Origin of the sequence: Haloarcula quadrata, assembly GCF_003634715.1 — an archaeon.
Classification (GTDB): Archaea; Halobacteriota; Halobacteria; order Halobacteriales; family Haloarculaceae; genus Haloarcula; species Haloarcula marismortui.
Window position 1 is genome coordinate 190,035 of record NZ_RBWW01000001.1, and the last position, 21,781, is coordinate 211,815.

The 21,781-nt window shown below is 64.7% G+C and carries 19 protein-coding genes; 13 read left to right on the forward strand and 6 right to left on the reverse strand.

Annotated features, from left to right (window positions below):
- Positions 1 to 235 precede the first annotated feature (235 nt).
- The 3 genes from BDK61_RS00990 to BDK61_RS01000 all read right to left on the reverse strand — a co-directional run bounded on the left by BDK61_RS00990 (position 236) and on the right by BDK61_RS01000 (position 3,833).
- A complete protein-coding gene (locus tag BDK61_RS00990) occupies positions 236 to 1,885 on the reverse strand; it encodes a tryptophan--tRNA ligase (RefSeq protein ID WP_121302060.1) in 1,650 nt (549 codons plus the stop codon).
- A gap of 130 nt (positions 1,886 to 2,015) precedes the next feature.
- Complete coding sequence (endA, locus tag BDK61_RS00995; protein WP_121302061.1) at positions 2,016 to 3,023, reverse strand: tRNA-intron lyase; 1,008 nt, start codon at positions 3,021 to 3,023, stop codon at positions 2,016 to 2,018.
- An 87-nt stretch (positions 3,024 to 3,110) separates the two neighbouring features.
- Positions 3,111 to 3,833, reverse strand: coding sequence for a PDDEXK family nuclease (locus BDK61_RS01000; RefSeq protein ID WP_007187941.1), 723 nt, complete (start codon positions 3,831 to 3,833; stop codon positions 3,111 to 3,113).
- Between the two features lie 118 nt (positions 3,834 to 3,951).
- Between BDK61_RS01000 and BDK61_RS01005 the strand changes: the two genes are divergently transcribed.
- Entirely contained in the window at positions 3,952 to 4,608 is a 657-nt protein-coding gene (locus BDK61_RS01005; protein ID WP_121302062.1) for an HAD family hydrolase, read from the forward strand.
- A 183-nt stretch (positions 4,609 to 4,791) separates the two neighbouring features.
- Here BDK61_RS01005 and BDK61_RS01010 read toward each other — a convergent pair whose 3' ends face one another.
- On the reverse strand, positions 4,792 to 5,031 hold the full coding sequence (locus tag BDK61_RS01010) for a hypothetical protein (RefSeq protein WP_225307815.1): 240 nt from the start codon (positions 5,029 to 5,031) through the stop codon (positions 4,792 to 4,794).
- Between the two features lie 205 nt (positions 5,032 to 5,236).
- Positions 5,237 to 7,606, reverse strand: a complete 2,370-nt coding sequence (locus BDK61_RS01015; protein WP_121303872.1) for a DEAD/DEAH box helicase — start codon at positions 7,604 to 7,606, stop codon at positions 5,237 to 5,239.
- A gap of 188 nt (positions 7,607 to 7,794) precedes the next feature.
- On the opposite strand from BDK61_RS01015, the gene BDK61_RS01020 reads away from it, so the two are divergent.
- From BDK61_RS01020 to BDK61_RS01075, 12 genes are all read left to right on the forward strand, one after another.
- Positions 7,795 to 8,628, forward strand: coding sequence for a class I SAM-dependent methyltransferase (locus BDK61_RS01020; RefSeq protein ID WP_121302063.1), 834 nt, complete (start codon positions 7,795 to 7,797; stop codon positions 8,626 to 8,628).
- A gap of 155 nt (positions 8,629 to 8,783) precedes the next feature.
- Positions 8,784 to 9,713: a lipoyl synthase gene (gene lipA / locus BDK61_RS01025; RefSeq protein WP_121302064.1), complete on the forward strand. Its 930-nt coding sequence runs from the start codon at positions 8,784 to 8,786 to the stop codon at positions 9,711 to 9,713.
- Between the two features lie 172 nt (positions 9,714 to 9,885).
- Positions 9,886 to 10,992, forward strand: a complete 1,107-nt coding sequence (pdhA, locus tag BDK61_RS01030; protein WP_121302065.1) for a pyruvate dehydrogenase (acetyl-transferring) E1 component subunit alpha — start codon at positions 9,886 to 9,888, stop codon at positions 10,990 to 10,992.
- Complete coding sequence (locus BDK61_RS01035) at positions 10,989 to 11,987, forward strand: alpha-ketoacid dehydrogenase subunit beta (RefSeq protein WP_121302066.1); 999 nt, start codon at positions 10,989 to 10,991, stop codon at positions 11,985 to 11,987. The genes pdhA and BDK61_RS01035 overlap by 4 nt, the downstream gene beginning before the upstream one ends.
- 3 nt (positions 11,988 to 11,990) lie before the next feature.
- Positions 11,991 to 13,616: a dihydrolipoamide acetyltransferase family protein gene (locus BDK61_RS01040; protein WP_121302067.1), complete on the forward strand. Its 1,626-nt coding sequence runs from the start codon at positions 11,991 to 11,993 to the stop codon at positions 13,614 to 13,616.
- Positions 13,617 to 13,761: 145 nt separating this feature from the next.
- Positions 13,762 to 14,052, forward strand: coding sequence for a hypothetical protein (locus BDK61_RS01045; RefSeq protein WP_121302068.1), 291 nt, complete (start codon positions 13,762 to 13,764; stop codon positions 14,050 to 14,052).
- A gap of 57 nt (positions 14,053 to 14,109) precedes the next feature.
- A complete protein-coding gene (gene lpdA, locus BDK61_RS01050; protein WP_121302069.1) occupies positions 14,110 to 15,528 on the forward strand; it encodes a dihydrolipoyl dehydrogenase in 1,419 nt (472 codons plus the stop codon).
- 146 nt (positions 15,529 to 15,674) lie between these two features.
- Positions 15,675 to 16,304 (forward strand): hypothetical protein, encoded by a 630-nt coding sequence (locus tag BDK61_RS01055; protein WP_004960594.1) that lies wholly within the window; start codon positions 15,675 to 15,677, stop codon positions 16,302 to 16,304.
- 77 nt (positions 16,305 to 16,381) lie between these two features.
- Positions 16,382 to 17,221 carry an aldo/keto reductase gene (locus tag BDK61_RS01060; protein ID WP_121303873.1) on the forward strand — a complete coding sequence of 280 codons (840 nt, stop codon included), beginning with the start codon at positions 16,382 to 16,384 and terminating at the stop codon, positions 17,219 to 17,221.
- Positions 17,222 to 17,296: 75 nt separating this feature from the next.
- Complete coding sequence (gene pheA, locus BDK61_RS01065; protein ID WP_004960588.1) at positions 17,297 to 18,112, forward strand: prephenate dehydratase; 816 nt, start codon at positions 17,297 to 17,299, stop codon at positions 18,110 to 18,112.
- Between the two features lie 62 nt (positions 18,113 to 18,174).
- Complete coding sequence (locus tag BDK61_RS01070; protein ID WP_121302070.1) at positions 18,175 to 18,582, forward strand: Hsp20/alpha crystallin family protein; 408 nt, start codon at positions 18,175 to 18,177, stop codon at positions 18,580 to 18,582.
- 2 nt (positions 18,583 to 18,584) lie between these two features.
- Positions 18,585 to 19,037 carry a peroxiredoxin gene (locus BDK61_RS01075; RefSeq protein ID WP_004960583.1) on the forward strand — a complete coding sequence of 151 codons (453 nt, stop codon included), beginning with the start codon at positions 18,585 to 18,587 and terminating at the stop codon, positions 19,035 to 19,037.
- Between the two features lie 32 nt (positions 19,038 to 19,069).
- Here the strand turns inward: BDK61_RS01075 and leuS are convergent, their stop codons facing one another.
- Positions 19,070 to 21,757, reverse strand: coding sequence for a leucine--tRNA ligase (gene leuS / locus BDK61_RS01080; protein WP_121302071.1), 2,688 nt, complete (start codon positions 21,755 to 21,757; stop codon positions 19,070 to 19,072).
- Positions 21,758 to 21,781: the final 24 nt, after the last annotated feature.

Genomic DNA, 21,781 nt, shown 5'->3' on the forward strand with positions numbered 1-21,781 from the left:
GTTAACGGTTCTCACTTCCTGCTCGCGGTTTCGTCCGACCACGCCTCTCGACGCCGTCAGAGTCCACACGCGGTCAGGCAGCAAAAAAGAAGCCGAACCCCGAACGAGCGGACAGCTGGCAAGCGACGCCGGCGCAGTGGGATTCGGATACCATGTCTGAGCGGTTGTGACTGGCGGATATAAACGTTATGCGTGTGATCGTCTCGACACGAAACGAGTGGTGGCGGCCCAGTACTCAGTCCGCGCTCGTCGGCGCGCGGTCGGAGTCGAGGTCGATGTCGAGTTCCTCGAGCCTGTCTTCCCACTCAGCGCGTTTCTCCTGATGCTCTTCGAGGAACTGCTCCATCAGCTCGGCGGCCTGTTCTTTGCAGCCGCCACAGAGGCGTTCGCCGCCGACGCACTCGTCGTATACCTCCTTGGCGAACTCGTCGTCGTCGCCCGAGAGCAGATACGCGTACAGTTCATACACCGGGCACTCGTCGGCTTTGCCGCCTTTCTTCCGCTGTTCCTCGGCCGTGGAGCGACCGCCGGTAGTGGCCGATTTTACCTTGTCGTAGCCGTCCTCCGGGTCGTCCAGCAGCGAGATGTGGGAGGCTGGAATCGACGAGGACATCTTGCCGCCGGTGAGGCCGGTCATGAACCGGTGGTAGATCGAGGACGGCGGCTGGAAGCCGTAGCCGCCGTTGTCGAGTTCGACCTGGCGAGCCAGCTCCTCAGCCTCGGCGTGGTCCAGATCGAACGTGTCGATGTGCTCGTCGTACACCCGTTTCTCCCCGTCGACGGCTTCGATGAGGGCCTCGAAGGCCGCGTCGGTGGCGTTGCGGTCAAGGAACCGGATTCGCGGTCGGAGCGGTTCCTTTCCGGCCTCGTCGAGTTTCGCGACGACGGACTCGCGGGCGTCGGCGGGCGCTGGCTGATGGTCGCGCAGCCAGTCGGCAGCCTCGCCACACCGTGGTCGGTCGGCGTCCTCGGCGTACTCCTCGCGGGCGTCGTAGGCCTGGCGGAGCAGTGTCCGCTCAACCCCGTCGGCTTCGAAACTGGCGAACGCCTCCGTCACGCCGAAGTACCGCATCCGCGCGGCGAGGTCTCGGGCCAGCCGCATGTGCGGGTCCTGGTCCGGGCCGACGGGGATGACCGTCGGCTTGGGCTCGTCCAGTTGCGGATAGAGGATATCGGCCATCTGCGTGACGACCGACTGCATGTGGGAGATGTCGGTCTCGCCATCGAAGTCGTAGATGGCCTGCAACTCCGAGAAGTTTGCCTCTGCGCCGAGTTCGAACGCCAAGTCCTGTACCTCGCGGTTGTCGGACTGACGGTACAGCGTCCCCTCGTCGGGGTCGAATCCCAGCGCGAGCAGGGACAGCAGGTAGTTCGTCGCGTGCTCGTCGATTTCGTCCCACGACAGCCCGCGGGCGCTGTGGGCTTCGAGGTCCGCGATGAGTGCGTACGCGTCCCCGCCCTGCTGTTGATGCCAGATGATCTCGTCGAAGACGAGCTTGTGGCCGATGTGGGGGTCGCCGGTCGGCATGAACCCCGACAGCGCTGCGAAGGGGTCGTCGTTACGCATTGCGTCGGCGACCGGTCGGTAGTCCCGGTGGCCGAAGATGACGCCGCGCCGCATCAGGTAGTGGGGGTTGGGAACTTCGGGGAGCACCTCATCGAACTCCTCGATACCGAACTGTTCGAACAGCTTGCGGTAGTCGGCAATAGTCGAAGAGCCCCACGGGTCGAGCGTCGCCTCGTCGGCCCCTTCAGCCTCAGTACCGCCGTCCGGTAGCACTGGTTCGCCGCCGGAGCGGGCGTCAGGCTCCCGCCACGTTCCGCCCGACTGGCGGCGGTCCTCGTCGGGCGATGCGTCGTCGTGGTGGGAGTCGTCCGTTGTCATGGATGTGGTCGGCTCGCGGTGAGCCACGTTACAGGTGCTTTGGTTCCGGTCGGCGCAAAAAGGGTTCGTTTCGGTGCGCTGTCCGAGCCAGTAAACGAGCGGGAGTCTAGCGCTGCAATGTTCGGCCGATTCAGGGCGTTAGCCGCTCGACGGCAACCCATTCAATCTCGTCGCCGCCGTCTGTCGTGAGCGCAAACACCATCGTCTTCCGGACGCCGTGGGCCAGCCGCACGTCCAACGCGAGGTCCCGCGGTTCGAAGCGGTGGTCAGCCGGCAGTACTCGCACCAGTAGCTCTGAGTGCCCAAGGTTCTCGGCACTTTCGACGTCGGCGTAGGTCCGGAAGTCCGCGCCGAATTTGAAGCCGGTCTTTGGCGCAACGCCGCTCGCTCGCAGCGCCGTATAGACGGCCAGCCGGCGGTCGAAGCGGTCGCCCTCGACCTCGCGGCCTCGCTCGACGACAGCGTCAGCCCCACCCTCGACTGTAAGCATCCCTTCCTGTGTGAGGTACGCAGCCTCTACGAGCGAGAGCTGAACCGCGCCGTCGTCACCCAGTTGCTGCCCGTAGAACGCCTGTTCGTACAGTTCCGCCGGCGGTTCCCAGCACACCACCCGCTCTCCGAGCAGTTCACCCGCCGTCGCTGGGACGGCGGCGTCGCTGGTCCCGGAGACCTCGCGTCGGTCAGTATCGAGGTACGTCACTTCGCTCTCCTCGTCGACGACCGCCAGCACGCAGCCGCCCAGATCAGTGGCCACAGCCGTATCGCGTTCGCCAATTATCCTGACGCGGTAGGCGACCTCGTTGTCCCACGGCCCCTTCCCGCGCGGATAGACGACGAAATCCGCGCCCGCAGCGTCGTCGACCCATCCCTCGCGGGCCGGCGTGAGATAGAAGCCGCGGTCCCGCAGGTCTTTGTAGACAGCGAAATCGACCTCAGAGACGGCCGCCGACCCGAGGAATCCCCGGAAATCCATGCCGTCGATGCTCTCGATATCCCCGCGGTAGAGGAGGTGTGCGGCCTCCACCGGAGCCAGGTCGATGTCGCCGTTACGGACCTTGCCGTATCCGCGCGAGTCGTAGAACTGCTCGCGCGCCTCGTAGCCGGCCCGCACGACATCGCCCTCAAGCGTCAGTTCCATGCCCTGACGTGGCTCCCGCGGCGACAAAGCCCCTACGGGTCCGAGCCGTCAGCGAAACCGGATGGGGCGGGTGTGGAGACCCAGCTCTCACCCCTGTTCTTCGCAAGAACTGTCCAAACAGCGCGTGCCGCCAGCGGTTTCGAACAGCGGCAGGCCACAGTCACAGTTACCGACGACGACGCCGGACGGCATCGAGAAGCCAGTGTCACAGTCGGGGTAGTGCTCACAGCCGGCGAGCAGGCCGCCGCGGCGGAGGACCAACAGGTCACCGTCGCAGTTGGGACAGTCCCACTCGCGGTCAAAGGCCGCAGTGACAGCGTCGTCCAGTGAGTCACAGCCGCGGTCGAGACACAGTTCGAACGCCCGCCCGCGTTCCACCCGAAGCGTGGGGAGTCCGCAGTCTCCGCAACGGCCGCCGGTGACCGCGGCATCGCTCGGAATCCCGTAGGCGGCGTCACAGCCGGTACAGGTGACTTCGCTTCGAGCGCGAACCAAGGTCCCGGCGCAGTCTGGGCAGTCACGTACCGGGACGCCGGCGTTCGAGGCCGGATAGCGGGCACTGCCGTGTTCGTCGTGAGTGACAACCCGGAGGAGTTCGTCACCGTCACGGGCGGTCACCGTTCCGCTGTCGATGGTGACGCTTTCGGCGCGCGTGAGCCACGCAACGGGCTGATACCCCTCAGCGTCGTGAACGAGAACAGTGTTATCCGGTTTAACGACGACGAGGACATCGCCGCGCTGCTCTCGCTCGCGCGGTCCCTCGAAGACAGTCGTACACTCGCCAGCTATCACACGGGTTCCGTCGTGCATAGACGGACCTGCCCATATACCAGTATTTAAACCCTCAGTCGGTGGACGGAGCTTCGTAGCGCGGTCGTCGCTGCCGGAGTCGCAACAGCCAAAGCCGTCGCCAAGCGACAGGGAGGCAATGAGTGTCCCGCCTGCTGCGGTCTGTTTCGATATGGACGGCGTGCTCGTCCAGTCCGAGGATCACTGGGTCCGTGCCCAGCGCGAGGATATCCTTCCGACGGCCGCGCCGAACGACGACATCCCGCTGTCCGCGATTACCGGTCGAAATTACCGAGAGGTGTATCCGGACCTGAGCGCCGAGTACGACCTCGAAATCAGTCGTGAGGTGTTCGAGGGACTGTTCGAGGAGCACGGCGAGCGGATTTACGGTGACGAGGCGACCTTTCTTGATGGGGCACACAACCTGCTCGACGACCTGCGGGACGCCGGCGTGGCGCTGGCGCTGACGACCTCTGCACCGTGGGCCTGGATCGACGTGGCCGACGAGCGCTTCGACCTTCTCTCGAAGTTCGACGTCGCTATCAGCGCCGGCGACATCGACGGCCCCGGCAAACCGGAGCCGGACATCTACGAACGTGGTGCGGCGGAGCTGGGCGTCGCGCCGGAGGACTGCTGGGCCGTCGAAGACTCTACCGCGGGCGCACGGGCCGCCGTCGCCGCCGGGATGACGACTGTCGGGTTCCGCGGCGATGGCGACAAGACGGACCTCTCGATGGTGCACGAGACCGCGGACGACGCTGCATCGCTGCGACAGGTACTGTTAGGCGGTGTGTAACAACCCGGTATAGGGTCTGTGCGACGGTGGAGAGAGGACAGACTCAGAAATGGTTGGTAATGGCTCTCGGATGCAGAACTGAACCAAAGACCGGGCTGGTGTTAGGACGGTGTGCAGCGATTCAAGAACCACAAAACTGTGTACCGGAACTGCCACGTGGAGGGGGAGGAAGACCCGGCCAGGTCAGGCGGGGTCACCGTATCCGCGGCCCGCGAGGAGGCCGAAGACGTTGAGGGCAACGACACCCACGAAGATGAGGAAGCTCTGACTGTCCAGTCCGCCCAGCAGCAGCGGCGGGTATGCCAGCGGCGTGACGATAGCCAGCCAGAACGCGATGAATTGCAGGGGACGAGTGAGTGATCGGAGGGCGACGCTACTGGGGGCGGCTTCCATCGGGGAACGGAAGGGCGATGCACTGGACATTGTGGGCTTCCTCAGTTCTTCGTAAGAACCCATACCCCCATATAAACGCCAGACCCTTGGGGAGAATTCGTGCTCTTTTCGGAATATTAACCGGATTTCAGCACCTTTCAGCGATGTTTCACAGAAGCATATAACGCTTCGAAAAGTGTTTATAAATTTTATCGAGCGTTCTGAGAGCGTTTCAGCCCAACAGCCGAAACGGCGGTTATCGGACAAGCACTGACCGGGTTTCGGTAATTGTCGGGAGCGGCAGCGCGGGGAACGCGACCTCGACGGTGAAGGTAAGTTCGTCGGCATCCGCGCCGAAGACAGCAACCGGAAGCGTGGCCTGGCCGAGATACGACGGTTTGGCGGTCATCTCACGCCCGTTAACCGTGACCCGAAGGCCCGCGCGGGCGCTGCCGCCGGTGTTTTCGACCGTTACCTCCCGCATATCGTTGTCGCCGGGCGCGATTGTCTCGGGAAAATCGCCCCAGTCGATGGAAACGACGGGGAGGTCCCGCGCGTTGGCAAGCACTTGCTCGGCAACACCATCTGAGAGCCCGGCACGGACGAGGCCGTCTTCGCCGGCTTCGACCACGTCAGCGGGGGACGTGAGCCCCGCCGCGGCGAGTTTGCCCGCGCGGCCGCTGGCAACACCATCGATGGCCGTCAGCCCAACAGCGTCGGCGCTGATGCCGTGTTCGACGCGGGCCTCGACCCGACACGCGAGGTTTGCGTAGCGGGCCGGGCCGAGCGTGTCGACGAACTCCCGCATCGCCGCGAGCAGGCGCAGGGCGTTTTGGCGGATGACCCACGCGTCGCTTTTGAGTTCTGTCGGCGTCGTCCCGGTCATACCCGAGCGGAGGATGGCCAGCACCTTTCGCTGGCCGGCGTCGAGGCTGTCGTCGACACTGTCCCCGAGAACTGCGTGGACAGCGTCCTCTTCGTCGGAACGGGCGCTGACACTGTCGAACTCGGTTGCGCCGGCCACCGCGGTCAGCAGGTCGTCAGCATCCACGGAGACAGCGGAGTCCGGGTCGGCGGCGTCTTGACAGCGTTCGGCGACGTCCGCGAACCGGCGTGCGGTCGAGAGCCGGAGGTAGAACTTCGAGGCGAGCTGGCCGAGCCGTGTTGGCTCAACGTTGAGGCCCTCTTGCTCGACAAAGCCCTCGTCGACGAGCGCCGAGAGCGTGTCGCTGACTCGGTTTCGGAGGTCGCTGCCGGCGTCGTACTCATCAGGGGCCGACTGCGAGCGGGCGTAGTAAAATGTCGTGGCGAGCCAGTCCATCACGTCGTCCACGTCGTCGATGGTGCCCAGCGCGATTTCGGCGTTCAGGTGGGCGTCGAGTTCAGCCGCCAATCGGGACTCGATTTCCTTGCCATCCCGGAGGAGGCGGCGGTACTTGTCAGCGTCCGAGCGGTCACAGACAACCCAGGCGTAGCCCATGTCGTCATAGCCCGGCCGGCCCGCGCGACCGAGCATCTGGAGCACATCGAGCGGGCTCATGTCGACCTCGCCTTCGAGCGGGTCGTGGAGCTTGGTGTCGCGGATGACGACACAGCGGGCGGGGAGGTTCACGCCCCAGGCAAGCGTCGAGGTCGAGAAGAGGAGCTGAATCTTCCCCTCCTTGAACCACTTCTCAACCCTGTTCTTGTCCTCGCGCGCGAGGCCGGCGTGGTGAAAGCCTACGCCGTCGAGCACGGACTGGCGAAGCGTATCGTTCGAGAGGTCGGCGGCGTCGTTGTGAAAGTCGTAGTCCCCGCGTGCGCCCATGGGGATGTCGCGTTCGGTAATCTCATCGCGAGCCTTCTTAGCGGCCTGCACCGTGTCCTGGCGCGAGGAGACGAACACGAGCGCTTGCCCCTCCTCGCGAATGTGTGGCTCGGCGAGGTCAAGTGCCCGGTACAGCCGACGGTACTTGTCGGCAAAGGCGTTCTCGCCGTGGGAGTAGGTCTTCACGTCGGCGTTGAGTGGGACCGGTCGGTACTTTTCGCCGAAAGCAAAGGTCGTCTCGTCGGGAGCATCAAGCCAGTCGGCCACGTCGTCGATGTTCGGCATCGTCGCCGACAACGCCACGACGCGCGGGTCACAGAGCCGGCGGAGCCGCGAGACGGTGACTTCGAGCACCGCCCCCCGGCGGTCCGAATCCAGCAGGTGGACCTCGTCAATGACACAGCAGTCCACGTCAGTGATGAACGAATAGCGGCTGGTCTCGTGTTTCCGGGTGGCCGAGTCGGCCTTCTCCGGCGTCATCACGAGGATATCGGCCCGCTCGGCGCGGCGGGGGTTCAGGTCCCGTTCACCGGTGACGACGTAGACGGAGTAGCCCATCTCCTCGAACCGCTCCCATTCGCTTTCCTTCTCGTTGGTGAGCGCGCGCAGCGGTGCGAGAAAGAGCGCGGTCCCGTCCTCGGCGAGCGTCTTGCAGATGGCCAGTTCCGCCAGCGCGGTCTTCCCGCTGGCCGTCGGCGCGCTGACGACGACGTTGTCGTCGCGGTTCAGCAGGGCCGGCAGGGCCGCCGACTGCATCCGGTTGAACTCCTCGAACGGGAAGGCATCGGCAAACTCGGGGAGCACCTCCGCGACCGCCACAGTCGGCTCGCTGTCGGTTCTGGATGACACGTCACAGTCGCGGTTCCGCGACGGCAAAGGCGTTTCTATGGGGGAGCGAACGTGTGTGAAAAGCGGATGCATTCTCTGGCTTCGCTGTGCAGTTCATCGGTGTGAGTGTCCAGCACACCTGGCAAAAAATTAACTCAGCTGGCTGATAGTGCGCAGGTGTGCCTATCAGTGACCCCGAGGACTATTACGACGAGAACGACGAGAGCGAGTGGGACCGCCTGACAGCCACGCTACACGGGCAGTTGGAGTGGTCGGGGACCGTTGCACAGCTCGAAGCGAACCTCCCCGACACGGGACACGTTCTCGACGTGGGCGGCGGTGCTGGCCGGTACGCCGTCTGGCTGGCCGAACAGGGATACGATGTCACGCTTGTCGACCCCAGCAAGGGCCAGCGAGCTATCGCACAGGAGAAAATCGCCGAGCACGGGTACGAAGAGCGGGTGGCCGTCGAGGCGGGCGACGTGCGCGACCTCGGGTTTGACCGGGACGTATTCGACGCGACGCTGTGTCTGGGTGGGCCGCTTTCGCATATACTCGACGCTGACGAACGGGCAGCCGCCGTGCGGGAGCTTCACCGGGTGACGAAAGCCGGGAGTCCGGTGTTCGCCTCCGTCATGGGGCGGCTCAACTGGCTGGTGCTCTCGCTGGTCGGCAGGTCGGACCACCTCGTCCACGCGGACGAACTCGCCGAAACAGGCGACTACGACCGTTCGTTCGTGGCGCAGCTCGGTCACGACGCGGCGTTCACCGAGACCCATTTTTTCCGCGCCGATGAGTTCGAGGCGCTGTTAGAGGCGGGCGGAGTGACCGTCGAGACGCTGGTCGGACTGGAGGGGCTGGCGTCAGTACTCGCCGCTCCATCGCTCCGAGAGACCGCTGCCGACCTGTCGGCACACGAGCGGGCCGGTGTTCAGGCGCTCGTAGACGAACTCCGGACGGACCGAACTGTCGTGGATATGTCCGCACATATGCTTGCGGTCTGCCGTGCCTGAGGTGGGCACGCGGGCAGTAGCGTTGATGTCCCTGAGTGCGCAGGTGGCGGTCGGTTCGGCTGAGCCGCCTGACCGCCCGACTGGCCTTCAACAAGGGGTGTGACAGAGGACATGACCCCCGCACGTTTTTGACCGACCCAACCTAACTGCCGGTAATGAGTCGTTCGCGCAAGCCTGACTGGCTGAAGATGCGGCCACCGTCGGGCGAGCGGTTCACCGATATCAAGCAGACGCTCCGGGACCGAAACCTCAATACGGTCTGTGAGGAAGCCAACTGCCCCAACCTCGGGGAGTGCTGGAGCGGGCGCGACGGACCGGGAACGGCGACGTTCATGTTGATGGGCGACCGCTGTTCGCGGGGCTGTAACTTCTGTGACGTGGAAACGGGCGGGATGGACCCGCTGGACCCCGACGAGCCACAGCAGGTGGCCGACGCCGTCGCGGAGATCGGGCTGGACTACGTGGTACTGACCAGCGTCGACCGCGACGACCTGCCCGACCAGGGCGCGGGCCACTTCGCCGAGACGATCCGGGCCATCAAAGAGCGTGACCCGTCGATTCTGGTCGAGTGTCTCATCCCCGATTTTCAGGGTGAGCCGGACCTTGTACGGAAAATCATCGACGCCGACCCGGACGTCATCGCGCACAACATCGAGACGGTCGACCGGCTCCAGTGGCCGGTCCGGGACCGCCGGGCGGGCTACGAGCAGTCCCTCTCGGTGCTTCGGCAGGTCAACCGCGAAAGCGACTGCTACAGCAAGACCAGCCTGATGCTGGGCGTCGGCGAGTACGCTCACGAAGTGTACCAGACGCTGTCGGACCTCCGGCAGGCCGGCGTCGACGTGGTCACGTTCGGCCAGTACCTCCAGCCCTCCCGGTCACATCTGGAGGTCTCAGAGTACGTTCATCCGGACGCCTTCGACACCTGGCAGCAGGTCGCTGAAGCGGAGTTCGACTTCCTGTACTGTGCCTCGGGACCGATGGTCCGGTCGTCCTATCGTGCCGGCGAACTGTTTGTCGAGAGCGTCCTGCGCGAGGGGCAAAGTGCCGACGAGGCGCGGGCTGAAGTGCGTGCGAACGACTGATACATCGGAGTTATCGCTGATAAATTGGGTAGAATTAAAACAGCCTTAGAGTCGCTAAAACACTCATATTAGCAGTAATACCTACATCGGAGATATTTTTCAGCGCCGCGAAAGCTCTAAACGTAGTGCGAGTGAACAGTCGTCGTATGCCACTTCGACGGAGGCGGTTTCTATGAGTGTCCTCCAGCGCGACCCAGCGGACAGGGTACAGATTCTCGATGAAGACGGGACAGTGGTCGACGGCGCAACCGTCCCGGACCTCTCGGACGACGAACTGGTGGAGATGTACCGGTATCTCAAACTCGGCCGGCACTTCGACCAGCGGGCGGTGAGTTTGCAACGACAGGGCCGGATGGGAACGTACCCCCCCATGTCGGGACAGGAAGCCTCGCAGGTCGGCAGCGCCTTCGCGCTGCGAGACGGCGACTGGGCGTTCCCGAGCTACCGGGAACATCTCGCAATGTACGTCAAGGGATGGCCCCTGTCGGACGACCTGTTGTACTGGATGGGGTCGGAGTCGGGTAATTCGCCGCCGGAAGACGTTCAGGCGTTCTCGTTTGCGGTCCCGATTGCGACGCAGATTCCGCACGCGACCGGGGCCGCGTGGGCATCGAAACTCAAGGGCGATGACACCGCTGCCCTCGTGTACTTCGGTGACGGTGCGACCTCCGAGGGCGACTTTCACGAAGGCCTGAACTTCGCTGGCGTGTTCGATGTGCCAGCGGTGTTTTTCTGTAACAACAACCAGTGGGCGATTTCGGTGCCACGGGAGCGCCAGTCGGCCAGCGAGACGCTCGCCCAGAAGGCCAACGCCTACGGCTTCGACGGCGTCCAGGTCGACGGAATGGACCCGCTGGCGGTGTATCAGGTGACCCGCGAGGCCGTCGACAAGGCGCACGACCCACCAGAGGGTGAACTCCGCCCGACGATGATCGAGGCGGTGCAGTACCGCTTTGGCGCACACACGACTGCTGACGACCCGTCGGTGTACCGCGACGACAGCGAGGTCGAACGCTGGAAGCAGAAAGACCCCATTCCGCGGATGGAGGCGTTCCTCCGGGACCGGGGCCTGCTCGACGACGAGCGGGTCGACGCCATCGACGAATCGGTTCAGGATGAGGTGGCTACGGCCATCGACGAGGCTGAGGCGACGGAGCGACCGAAACCGGAGGAGATGTTCGCGGACGTGTACGCGGAGATGCCACAGCGACTCGAACAGCAACTGGACTACCTCGAAGAACTGCGCGCGCGACACGGCGACGAGGTGCTACTGGAATGAGCACACAGGACGCGAACACACAGAGTTTGACGCTCGTACAGGCCGTCCGTGACGGGCTCTACGGCGAGATGGAACGGGACGAAGACGTGGTCGTGATGGGGGAAGACGTCGGGAAGAACGGCGGCGTCTTCCGGGCGACACAGGGGCTCCACGAGGAGTTCGGTGACGACCGGGTCATCGACACGCCGCTCGCGGAGGCCGGCATCGTCGGGACGGCTATCGGCATGGCCGCCTACGGGCTCCGGCCGGTGCCGGAGATGCAGTTCTCCGGGTTCATGTACCCCGCGTTCGACCAGATTGTCAGTCACGCCGCCCGGCTTCGGAACAGGAGCCGCGGCCGATACAATTGCCCGCTCACCGTTCGCGCACCGTACGGCGGCGGCATCCGTGCGCCGGAGCACCACTCCGAGTCCAAGGAGGCGTTTTACGTCCACGAGGCGGGGCTGAAGGTGGTCGTCCCATCGACGCCGAAGGAGACGAAGGGGCTGCTGACGGCGGCAATCCGTGACCCGGACCCCGTTATCTTCCTCGAACCGAAGCTCATCTACCGGTCGTTCCGCGAGGAGGTCCCCGACGACCCCTACACCGTCGAACTTGGCGAGGCGAAGGTCCGCCGCGAGGGGGCTGACGTGTCCGTGTTCACATGGGGTGCGATGACCCGGCCGACGGTCGAAGCAGCCGAAGAACTGGCCGAGGAGGGCATCGACGCCGAAGTGATAGACCTGCGAACGCTGTCGCCGATGGACACCGAGACCATCGTCGAGTCGTTCAAAAAGACCGGACGAGCAACCGTCGTCCACGAAGCGCCCAAAACCGGCGGGCTGGCCGGCGAAATCATCGCCACCATTCAGGAGGAAGTCCTGCTGTATCAGGAGGCCCCCGTTACGCGGGTGACTGGCTTCGACGTGCCGTACCCGCTGTACGCGTTAGAGGACTACTACCTCCCCGAACCCGCCCGCATCAAAGACGGTATCAGAGAGGCAGTGGAGTTCTGACGCATGTTCGAATTCAATCTCCCAGACCTCGGTGAAGGGGTCGCAGAGGGTGAGGTGCTGACCTGGCGCGTCTCGCCGGGCGACGCCGTCACCGAGGATCAGGTTCTTGCGGAGGTGGAAACCGACAAGGCCGCCGTCGACGTGCCGTCACCGGTCGACGGCGTCGTACAGGAACTGCACGCCGAAGTCGGCGAGATGGTGCAGACCGGCGAGGTGCTCATCACCATTGCCGAAGAGGGCGACGCCGAAACGGCCGACGCGGCGGCCAGCGATACAGACGAAGCCGAATCGGCAGGAGGCGACACAGAGGAGGCAGACAGCGCTGCGAGCGAAGCCGCAGCGGCTGACGAGCAGTCGGGTGCAAGCACAAGTACGGCTGATGGCCGCGTGTTCGCCTCGCCGAGCGTGCGTCGACTCGCCCGTGAGGAGGGAGTCGACATCGCGGCCGTCGACGGAAGCGGACCGGGCGGCCGTGTCACAGAGGGGGATGTCGAGGCGGCCACAGCGTCGGCCGACGAGGCGACTGCCAGTGACGACAGCCCTACGTCAGTCGTTTCGAAGGCGTCCGGCGACGGGGACAGTCCGACCGCAGCGGTTTCACAGGTCGACGCGGGCGACACAGACGACGGGACCGCTGTCAAGTCAGCCGTCAAAAGCGTCTCCGGCGACGGACAGGAAGCCGCCAGTCGCGACCAGACGCTGGCGACGCCGGCCACCAGAAAGGCCGCCCGTGAACTCGACGTGAATATCGACGCCGTCCCGACCGACCAGACGCGGGACGGCCAGCCCTACGTCGACGAGGCCGCCGTCCGGACGTACGCGGAGGCCCAGCAGGCTGCACAGGCGGCCGATGCCGAAGCCATCAGCGCCGAAGGCGGCGCGACAGGGAGGGCAGCCAAGGCGGGCGGCACTGGGGCCGTCGAGACAGGCGACGGCGAGCGCCGCGAACCGTACCGTGGCGTCCGCCGGTCTATCGGCGAGCAGATGGCGCGCTCGCGTCGAGAAGTGCCCCACGCGACCCACCACGACCAAGTAGTCGTGTCCGGCCTCGTCGAGGCCCGTGAGCGACTCGCGCCACTCGCCGAGGAGCGCGATGTCACGCTGACGTACACACCGTTTGTGGTGAAATGCGTCGCCGCGGCGCTGGACAAGCACCCGGTGCTCAACACGGCGCTTGACACCGAAAACGAGGAAATCGTCTACAGGGATGCCCACAACATCGGCGTGGCGGCGGCAACCGACCACGGGCTTGTCGTCCCGGTCGTTAACGACGTGGACGGGAAGGGGCTGGTCGAACTCGCCGGCGAGGTCAACGACCTCGTCGGGCGGGCCAGAGAGCGAGACATCGAGCGATCAGAGATGCAGGGCGGGACGTTCACCGTTACGAACTTCGGCGTCATCGGCGGCGAGTATGCCAGTCCGATCATCAACGTCCCCGAGACGGCGATTCTCGGTATCGGGGCGCTGAAAGAGCGGCCGGTGGCCGAAGACGGCGAAGTCGTCGCGAAACCTACGCTCCCGCTCTCGCTGGCAATCGACCACCGTGTCATCGACGGCGCCGACGCGGCGCGCTTCGTCAACACGCTCAAGGAGTATCTGTCGGACCCGACGCGACTCCTGCTGGAGTGACTGCCCGGGTTCGCAACCGAAAACCAGACCAGTCACTGGAACGACAGGGCTCGTGATGCCCTCCACAAGAGACACGTGGGTCTGGTACGGGTTAGCCACGCTGTTTGTGCTGGTTCCGGGCTGTGCTGCCCTCTCCCGAGTCGGGATGGAACTAGTCATTTCGTCGGGGTCGGCCGGTGAGGGGAGTCTCGGAACGTTCCTCGGCGCGTTTGCCCTGACCGTCCTCGCCAGTTGGGCGGGTGTGCTGTTCAGCCTGCTTCTCACGGTCGCCCTCTTTCTCGACAGTCGACACCTCCGGCAGACCGACGGGGACTGGACCCCCACACCGCTGTATGCGCTCGCCGGCATCGCCCACGCTGTGGGGGCGACACTGCTCGCGGCGTTTGCGGTGTCAGTGCCGGTCATCGGGTACTACCTGTACCGACGGCGCAGGTGAGAGACGACAGCGAGCTGAAGGGCGATAGCTTTTCACGGACCCGGACGAGGCACCGCTATGGTCGTTGGAGATGTCACTACGGGAACGGAACTGCTTGTTATCGGCGGCGGTCCGGGCGGCTACGTCGCTGCGATCCGGGGTGCGCAACTGGGACTAGACACGACGCTTGTCGAGCGGGATGCCTACGGCGGGACCTGTCTGAACCACGGCTGTATCCCCTCGAAAGCACTCATCTCGGCCTCGGATGTCGCCCACGACGCTCGGCAGGCCGAGTCGATGGGCGTATTCGCGGACCCGGCCGTCGACATGGCCGGAATGACCGAGTGGAAAGACGGCGTCGTCACACGGCTGACACGGGGCGTCGAATCGCTGTGTAAGAACGCCGGCGTCAATCTGGTGGAGGGGACCGCCGAGTTCGTCGACGACGGGACGGTCCGGGTCGCCCACGGCGGCGATGGGCAGGGCTCGGAGTCGCTGTCGTTCGAACACGCCATCGTTGCGACGGGGAGCCGACCGATGGCGGTCCCCGGCTTCGAGTTCGACGGCGAACACATCCTCTCCTCGAAAGACGCGCTCGCGCTCGAATCGGTCCCCGAGAAGTTGCTTGTCGTCGGCGCGGGCTATATCGGCATGGAGCTCTCGACGGTGTTCGCAAAGCTTGGTGCGGAGGTCACCGTCGTCGAGATGCTCGAGGACGTGTTACCCGGCTACGAGGACGATATCGCGGCGGTCGTTCGGGACCGCGCCGAGGAGCTGGGTATCGATTTCAACTTCGGCGAGGCGGCCGACAACTGGGAGGAGACAGACGAGGGCATTCGCGTCCAGACCGTTGACGAAGACGAGGCGGTCACTGAGTACAACGCCGAGAAATGTCTTGTCGCGGTCGGCCGCGAGCCGGTCACGGATACACTCGCGCTGGATAACATCGACCTCCAGACGGACGAAAACGGCGTCATTCCGACCGACGACCAGTGCCGAACGGCGTTTGAGTCGGTGTTTGCAGTCGGTGACGTGGCCGGAGAACCGATGCTGGCCCACAAGGCGATGGCTGAGGGCGAGGTTGCCGCGAGAGCCGCCGCCGGTGAGCCAGCCGCGTTCGACCACCAGGCGATTCCCGCCGCGGTATTCACCGACCCCGAAATCGCGACCGTCGGGATGACTGAGTCGGAGGCCGAGGCGGCGGGCTTCGAGCCGGTCATTGGACAGATGCCGGTCCGAGCCAACGGCCGTGCGCTCACGGTCAACGAGAAGGAAGGGTTCGTCCGCGTCGTCGCTGATGCCGACGAGGAGTTCCTGCTCGGGGCACAGATCGTTGGTCCGGAGGCGTCTGAACTCATCGCCGAACTCGGGCTGGGCATCGAGATGGGCGCGCGGCTGGAAGACATCGCCGGGACGATCCACACGCACCCGACACTCTCCGAAGCGGTCCACGAGGCGGCCGCAGCAGCACGCGGCGAAGCGGTTCACACGCGCTGAGAACGTTCTGGGCTGGTTCGTGAAGGGCCATTATGTTTTAATACAACTCTGATAGCGTTTATTATTAGAGAGTCATAATTTTGCGCCGTGCAAAAGGGTTATATTGTGGATTGAGTAAACTGTCGGTAAATAGGAACCGGTAACATATGTCTACTGATTCACAGCCCGACGACACTATCGCCCAGGCGATCATTTCGGGGTCGACGTACGAGCGACTCCGCTATGAACGCCACTCGTATCTCAGACAGACTGTCCCGCGGACGCTCGCGCTCCAGAGCGCCCTGCTTGGCGCGCTGGCACTGTTACTCCCGGTCTACGGGCTGTATCCGGACAGCACCGCGGCGTTTCTGCCATCGATTAACCCCGACCTCGCCTCGCCGAAAGTGCTGTTGCTCGGGGTATTCGGCGGATTCCTCCAGTTGTTCGGTGCGACATTACTCGTCGGGTCAGTTCTCTACCGGGTCCGGCTCGCCCCGCTGACCGAGCGACAGGCGCACGCGGCGCTCAACGCCGAGGACTTCGCGCGGTACGTCGGCCTCGGAACCGGCGGCCTGGCGATTGTCCTCTCGCTTTGCCTGTTCGCTGTGGGTCTGGGCGGCGGTGACGCAGTGTCCGCATACATCGCGTTCACGGGTCGAAACCCGTTCGTCGCCTCCGGGTTCGGGCTGTCAGTTGCGGCCGTCTCGCTGTTTGCCTTTGTCGCCAGCGTGACGGTTTTTTACGCCTCACGCTACCTCCTCGTTCACCTTGCGCTGTTCCACCGTAGCAGCGAGTGAGCGGGCTGCGTGAGGTGTCGACACCGACGACCTGCGCCGACGCGGCTATTTTCAGGCGTGCGGACAACCGTGTTCACATGGTTACAAACGAGAGTGAGACGTTCGATATCGGTGGCGAACTCACGGTCCACCGGCTCGGCTTCGGCGCGATGCGGCTCACCGGTGATGATGTCATCGGCGAGCCAGACAACGAGACGGACGCTCACGCCGTACTGAAGCGGGCGGTGGAACTCGGTGTTGACTTCATCGACACGGCGGATTCGTACGGGCCGGGCGTCTCGGAGCGGCTCATCGGCGAAGCGCTCGACACCGAACGCGAGGACCTCGTCATCGCGACGAAGGGCGGCCTGCTCCGTAACACCGACGCGGACTGGCTGGCACACGGCGACCCGGACTACCTGCGCAACGCCCAGTTGTGCTCGCGGGACCGCCTGCAGATGGACCCTATCGACCTGTACCAGTACCACCGACCGGACCCCGACACGCCGTTCGAAGATTTGATTCACGCGCTCGCCGAGATGAAGGATGAAGGGTTGATCCGCCACATCGGCGTCTCGAACGTCTCCGTCGAACAACTTGACCGCGCCCGAGACATCGTCGACATCGTGACGGTCCAGAACCAGTACAACCTCAGCCACCGCGACGACGAGGACGTGCTGGAAGCCTGCGAGCGCTACGGTATCGGGTTCATCCCGTGGTTCCCGCTCGGCGCTGGCGACCTCGGCAGCGTCGACGGTATCGATGAGATAGCCCAGCGCCACGACGCCACGCCCTACCAGATCGCGTTGGCGTGGCTGCTGGGGCACTCGGACGTGACACTCCCGATTCCCGGAACCAGCAGTCTCGACCACCTCGAACAGAACGTGGCTGCAAGCGCCATCGACCTCACTGACGAGGAGCGGGCGCGGTTGTCCTGAATCACGGCACACTGCGGCGACACAGCGCTTGCCGATGACCACGGTTCTTTTGGTTCCCACCGCTGTACCCCGGGTATGACCACTGTTACCTTAGGTCCTGAGGGGACCTACTCACACCGCGCCGCACAGGCAGTCACCGACGACGATATCTCCTTCTCCGAGTCAGTGACCGCCATCGTCGAGGCCGTCGCCAACGGCGAGGCCGAGCGCGGCGTCGTCCCCGTCGAAAACAGCATCGAGGGCTCTGTCACCGAATCGCTCGACGCCTTCGCGGAGTACGACGTTGCCGTCGTCGAGGAGGTTATCACGCCGATCCGCCACGCCCTGCTCGCACAGGACGACTCGTTCTCACTGGTAGCCAGCCATGCACAGGCGCTGGCTCAGTGTCGCGGCTGGCTCGACGAGCACTACCCCGGCGTCAATGTCGAGGCCGTCGCGTCGACGGCCCGCGGCGTTGAGCGCGCCCGTGGCGACGCTGACATCGCCGCTATCGGCCACCCCGAGAACGCGACCAACGGCACCGAACTGAAAGTGCTCGCCGAGGACATTCAGGACCGGTCCTCGAACGCCACCCGCTTCGTCGTCGTCGCCCCGAAGAGCGAGCGCAGCGAGGCCGGCGGCAAGACCTCCTTTATTGTCTATCCCGACGTCGACTACCCCGGCCTCCTGCTTGAACTGCTGGAGCCGTTCGCAGACCGCGACATCAACCTCACCCGCGTCGAGTCCCGGCCCAGCGGTGAGCGGCTCGGGGACTACGTCTTCCACATCGACATCTCGGCCGGTCTCTACGAGCAGCGCACGCAGGAGGCTCTCGCTGATATCGAGGACATCGCCGGGAAGGGGTGGGTCCGCCGGCTCGGGTCGTATGACTCCAAGACGGTCGTCAACTGAGCCGGCGAAACACCGCCGGCCCCGCTTCAAGCGTTAAGTCCCGGGCCCGTGTACCCCCGTGTATGTCTGACCGCGATCCGTTCAGCGAAATCGAGCGCGCGTTCGATATGCTGGGAGAGCAGTTCGGCGTCGACATGGGCGCTATCCCGGTCGACGTCCTCGACAAGGGCGACGCCTTCCTCGTCCACGCGGACCTGCCCGGCTACGACAGCGAGGACATCGACGTCCAGCTTGTCGAGGACCGCAAGCTCACCATCAGCGCCACATCAAGACAGGAGCGGGAATCAACCGACGGCCAGTACGTCCAGCGCGAGCGCCGTCAGCAGTCGCTGAGCCGGTCGGTTCGCCTCCCCGAAGCCGTCGACGACGGTGAGACCACCGCGAGCTACGACAGCGGCGTTCTCACTGTGCGGCTGGCGAAGGTTGGACACAACGAGGACGACGACGGGACAGATATCCCTGTAAACTGACGATGGTACTCGAACCCGGTACCGACGTACCGACGATCAGGGCGACGAACCAGCACGGCGACGCGGTCCAGCCCAACTTCGAGCAGCCAACAGTGCTGTACTTCTATCCGGCGGACGACACGCCGGGCTGTACGACGGAGACAGAACAGTTCGAGGAGCACGCACAGCGGTTCGAAGACACGGGCGTCTCAGTGTACGGCGTCTCGACCGACGGCGTCGAGAGCCACCGCGACTTTGCTGAAGCGAACGACATCAGTTTCGACCTGCTGGCCGACCCCGAAGGGCGACTGTGTGAAGCGTTCGACGTGCCACTCGTCGACGGACGGAGCCAGCGGACGACGTACGTTATCGCACGGGAACGCGTCGTCGCCGTCTACGAACGGGTCGGTCCCGACGGCCACGCGGCGAGCGTCTTCGAAGACCTCGTCGACACTGGGCTAGTTAGCGCCGAGTAGGCCGCGACAGACGAAAATCGGACGACTGCGAGCTATTCTTCGATATCGATGGCCGGTCGGCCGGGACCGGATTTGCCGACGAGGTCGGGGTCCGCCTCCTCGGGTCCCTGCACGACCACGTCAGCGCCGAACTCCCGTTCGATGAGCCACGCGGCCCGTTCGAGCGCTGCCTGTTCGCGCTCGGGCGGGAGTTGCTCGTCGAGCGATTGTGCGCGGCCGGCCAGTTCCTTGGCGAAGTCCGCGGCCGCCTCGCCCTGCTCGCGCAGGTCCTCGTCCTGCATGACGGTCCCGACGACGTTGCCGTCAGCGTTCCGGGCGAGGTCGAGGACGCGGTGTTTCCACCCCGGTGCGATCGCGAGCGTGATGGTCTGCGGGTCCTCGATACCGACCGTCTCGACGATGTCGCGGATGTCTTCGCGAGTGTTTTCGACCAGCCGGCGCTCCATCTCGTAGTCGGCGGGGGCGTCGGCGGCCGGCCACTCGGCCTCGGCGATGAGGTCGTCATGGCCCAGTTCGGCCCACATCTCCTCTGCGGCGTGGGGAGCAACCGGGGCGAGCAGTTTCGCCGCCGTCGCCAGCCCGCGCTCGAAGGTGTCAGCATCGGGGGTGGTCGCCTCCTGATACCGGCGCAGCAGCGACACCAGTTCCCGGACGGCCTGCAGCGCGTGGTTGAACCGGAAGTCCTCGAACTCCGCCGTCGCGTTCGCTGCCGTCGCGTCGATTTCGCGGGCGACGTAGTCCGCGATGTCGGCCCCATTCTCCGTGTCAGTGGCGGTCCCCGCCTCACCCTCCGCGTAGGCCGAAACCAGCGTGTACACGTTCTGGAGGAAGCTGTGGGCGGACTGTACACCCTCAGGACTCCAGGCGAACTCCTTCTCTGGCTGGGCGGCCTCCATGATGAACAGTCGGGCCGTGTCCGCGCCGTACTCCTCGATGATGCGCTGGGGTGAGACGCCGTTATCCAGACTCTTCGACATCTTGTTGCCGTCCTCGCCAAGCACCATCCCCTGGTTCGTGAGGTTGGTGAAGGGTTCGCGGACGCCATCAACCATGTCGAGGTCGTCAAGCACTTTCGTGAAGAAGCGGGCGTACAGCAGGTGCATCACGGCGTGTTCGATACCGCCGACGTACTGGTCGACCGGCATCCAGTCGCTGGCCCGCTCGGCGTCGAAGGGAGCCTCATCCATCTCCGGCGAGGTGTACCGCAGGAAGTACCACGAGGAGTCGACGAAGGTGTCCATCGTGTCCGTCTCCCGCACCGCGTCGGCACCGCAGTCCGGACAATCAACCTGCTTCCACTCCTCAGCGGCGTCCAGCGGGTTCCCAGTCGTGTGGACGAACTCCGGCAGTTCGACGGGGAGATCCTCGTCGGGGACCTCGACGTAGCCACAGTCGTCGCAGTGAATCATCGGAATCGGGGTGCCCCAGTAGCGCTGGCGGGAGATACCCCAGTCGCGGAGGTTGTACTCCGTTCGGTGCTCGCCGTCAAACTCCTCAACGAAGCGGTCGCGGGCTTCGTTACTACTGAGCCCGTCGAACTCGCCGCTGTTGACGAGCACGCCGTCTTCAGGGTAGGCCGCTTCCTGCACGTCGATGTCTTCGGGGTCAGCGTCCGCGTCGTCGGTCGGTTCGACGACCTGCACGATGTCGATGTCGTGGTGTGTGGCAAACTCGTGGTCGCGCTCGTCGTGGGCCGGCACGGCGTACAGCGCGCCGGTTCCCACGTCGGTCAGCACGTAGTCGGCGACGTAGACGGGAATCTCCTCGCCAGTAGCGGGATTGGTCGCGTACTCGCCGGTGAACACGCCGGAAGTCACGTCCAGTTCATCCTCGTCGGCCTGCTCTGCCGTCTCGATGTACTCCGCAACCTCGTCGTTCTGTTGGGCGATCTCCTGCGCGACGGGATGACCGGGAGCCAGCGAGAAGAACGTCGCCCCGTGGATGGTGTCCAGACGGGTCGTGAAGATGTCGACCTCGCCGTAGTCGCCGACCTCGAAGGCGACGCTCGCCCCCTCTTGCTTGCCGATCCAGTTACGCTGCATCTCCCGGACGTTGTTCGGCCAGCCCTCGAGGTCGTCTAAGTCCTCGAGCAGTTCCTCGGCGTAGTCGGTGATAGTGAAGAACCACTGGTCCATCTCGCGGGCCTCGATGGGCGTGTCACAGCGCCAGCACAGTTCTTCCTCGCCCTCGACCTGCTCGTCGGCGAGGACAGTCTCACAGGAGGGACACCAGTTCAGCTCGGCGGCCTGACGCTCGACCAGCCCTTCCTCGCGGAACTGTTTGAACAGCCATTGGTTCCACTGGTAGTAGTCGGGTTCACAGGTCGCGAGTTCGCGGTCCCAGTCGTAGCCAAAGCCCATCTCCGTGAGCTGGTCACGCATCGAGTCGATGCACTGCATCGTCCAGTCCCGCGGGTTGGTGTCGCGTTCCTCGGCGGCGTTCTCAGCCGGGAGGCCGAAGGAGTCCCACCCCATCGGGTGGAGGACGCTCTCGCCGCGCATCCGCTCGAAGCGGGCGTAAGCATCCGTGATTGTGTAGTTCCGGACGTGGCCCATGTGGAGGCTTCCGGACGTGTAGGGGAACATCGCCAGCACGTACTCCGGGTCGGTCTCGTCGTCGTCGATCCGGAACACGTCGGCCTCGTCCCACGTGCGCTGCCACCGGGGCTCGATCTCCGTATGATCGAACCCCCGCTCGCGTTCCTCACCGGTCGTGGTCATGATATCGGAACATCCGGCAGCGAC